Annotated in this window: 3 protein-coding genes; all 3 read right to left on the reverse strand. The window is 72.5% G+C overall.

Going from position 1 to position 2,528, the window contains the following annotated elements; translation table 11 throughout:
* Positions 1-1,007, reverse strand: a 1,007-nt coding sequence (locus AB0D45_RS34695; protein WP_362466659.1) for a homocysteine S-methyltransferase family protein, incomplete at its 3' end; no start/stop codon positions are given.
* A complete protein-coding gene (locus AB0D45_RS34700) occupies positions 1,004-1,987 on the reverse strand; it encodes a carbohydrate kinase family protein (protein ID WP_362466662.1) in 984 nt (327 codons plus the stop codon). The genes AB0D45_RS34695 and AB0D45_RS34700, both read right to left, overlap by 4 nt.
* Position 1,988: 1 nt before the next feature.
* A partial coding sequence (locus tag AB0D45_RS34705) for a methionine adenosyltransferase domain-containing protein (RefSeq protein WP_362466665.1) occupies positions 1,989-2,528 on the reverse strand: 540 nt, incomplete at its 5' end.

The raw sequence follows: 2,528 nt of genomic DNA on the forward strand, positions 1-2,528 counted from the left end.
TCCTGCCGGAACGGCACCGTCTGGTACAGCGACGCCGCCCCCGGCTCGGGCTGCGGGCTGCGCTCGGTGACGGCCGCGCCCCGCACCCGCTCCACCACCTGCCGCAGGTGCTCCGGCGTGGTACCGCAGCAGCCGCCCACCAGCGACAGGCCGTACTCGCGGACGAAGGTCTCCTGCGCGTCGGCCAGCTCGGAGGCGGACAGCGGGTAGTGCGCACCGTCCTTGCCGAGGACGGGCAGGCCCGCGTTCGGCATGCACGACAGCGGGATGCGCGCGTTGCGCGCCAGATACCGCAGGTGCTCGCTCATCTCCGCGGGACCGGTCGCACAGTTCAGACCGATCATGTCGATCCCCAACGGCTCCAGCGCCGTCAGCGCCGCCCCGATCTCCGACCCCAGCAGCATCGTCCCGGTCGCCTCCACCGTGACCTGGACGATCAGCGGGAGGTCCCCCATACCGCACCAGTCGAGCGCCCGCCGCGCGCCGATGACGGCGGCCTTGGTCTGGAGCAGGTCCTGCGAGGTCTCCACGAGCAGCGCGTCCGCGCCGCCCCGGATCAGCCCCTCGGCGCTCTCCTGGTAGGCCGCGCGCAGGGGCTCGTACCCCACGTGGCCGAGGGTGGGCAGCTTGGTGCCCGGCCCCATGGAGCCCAGGACCCAGCGGGGGCGGCCGTCGCGCGCGGTGAACGCGTCCGCGGCCTCGCGGGCGATGCGGGCTCCGGCCTCGGACAGTTCGTAGACCTTCTCCTCGATGCCGTACTCGGCGAGTGCGGACAGGTTGGTGCCGAAGGTGTTGGTCTCGACGCAGTCCACCCCCACCGCGAAGTACTCGTCGTGGACCGCGCGGACGATGTCGGGGCGGGTGAGGTTGAGGACCTCGTTGCATCCCTCCAGCCCCAGGAAGTCGTCCATCGTCGGGTCGGCGGCCTGGAGCATCGTGCCCATGGCGCCGTCCGCGACCACGACGCGGGTCGCGAACTCCTCTCGCAGTGACCGTGACCGTCTCATTCCAGTGCCCCCAGGTGTGCGGACAGTTCCGTCGGGGTCGCCGGGCCGTACGCGGCGCGGAGCCGGGCCAGCAGCGGCTCCCGCTCCAGGCGGTACTCCTGGGTGCCGGTGTGGTCGAGTACGGTCGCGGCGACCGCGCAGCCGAGCCGGGCCGCGTACCGCTCGGGCACGCCCCAGGCGGTCCCGGCGAGGAAGCCGGCGCGGAAGGCGTCGCCGACGCCGGTGGGGTCGACGACCTCGGCGACCTCCACCGCGGGCACCGCCAGCGGCTCGCGGTCCACGCCGCGGATGCGTACGCCGGCCTCGCCGCAGGTGGTGACCCAGGAGCCGACCCGGCGCAGCACCTGTTCCTCGGTGAGCCCGGACCGCTCGCACAGCAGCGCGGACTCGTACTCGTTGGTGAACAGCCGCTGCGCCCCGTCGACCAGTTCCCGCACTTCCTCGCGGCTGAGCCGGGCCAGCTGCTGCGAGGGGTCGGAGGCGAAGGGGATGCCCAGCTCCCGGCAGCCGCGGGTGTGGCGGAGCATGGCCTCGGGGTCGTCCGGCGAGACCAGCACCAGGTCGGGCCTGCCGGTGCGGGCCACGACCTCCCGCAGGTCGATCTCGCGGGCTTCGGCCATCGCGCCCGCGTAGAAGGTCGCGATCTGGTTCTGCTCCTGGTCGGTGGTACAGACGAAGCGGGCGGTGTGGCGGGTGTCGCTCACGCGGACGGAGTCGGTGTCGACTCCATGGTCCTTGAGCCACACCCGGTACGGCTCGAAGTCCCCGCCCACCGCGCCCACCAGCAACGGGCGCAGTCCCAGCATGCCCAGGCCGAACGCGATGTTCGCCGCCACTCCGCCCCGCCGCACTTCCAGGTGGTCGGCGAGGAACGACAGGGAGACCCGGTCCAGGCGGTCCGCCAGCAGCTGCTCGGCGAACCGGCCGGGGAAGGTCATCAGATGATCGGTCGCGATGGATCCGGTGACAGCGATACGCATGTCAGACCCCCGCGGCCTTGCGCAGCGCGTCGACGCGGTCGGTGCGCTCCCAGGTGAAGTCCGGGAGCTCGCGGCCGAAGTGGCCGTAGGCCGCGGTCTGGGCGTAGATCGGCCGAAGCAGGTCGAGGTCGCGGACGATCGCGGCCGGGCGGAGGTCGAACACGTTCGACACGGCTTCCTGGATCCGCTCGTCGGGCAGGGTGCCGGTGCCGAAGGTCTCCACGAAGAGGCCGACGGGCTCGGCCTTGCCGATGGCGTACGCGACCTGCACCTCGCACCGCGCGGCCAGGCCTGCGGCGACCACGTTCTTGGCCACCCAGCGCATCGCGTACGCGGCACTGCGGTCGACCTTGGACGGGTCCTTGCCGGAGAAGGCGCCGCCGCCGTGGCGGGCCATCCCGCCGTAGGTGTCGATGATGATCTTGCGGCCCGTCAGGCCGGCGTCGCCCATCGGACCGCCGATCTCGAAACGGCCGGTCGGGTTCACCAGCAGCCGGTAGCCCTCGGTGTCCAGCTTGATGCCGTCCTGCGCCAGCTGCGC

Source organism: Streptomyces sp. NPDC048352 (genome assembly GCF_040651895.1).
In the GTDB taxonomy this organism is placed as follows: domain Bacteria; phylum Actinomycetota; class Actinomycetes; order Streptomycetales; family Streptomycetaceae; genus Streptomyces.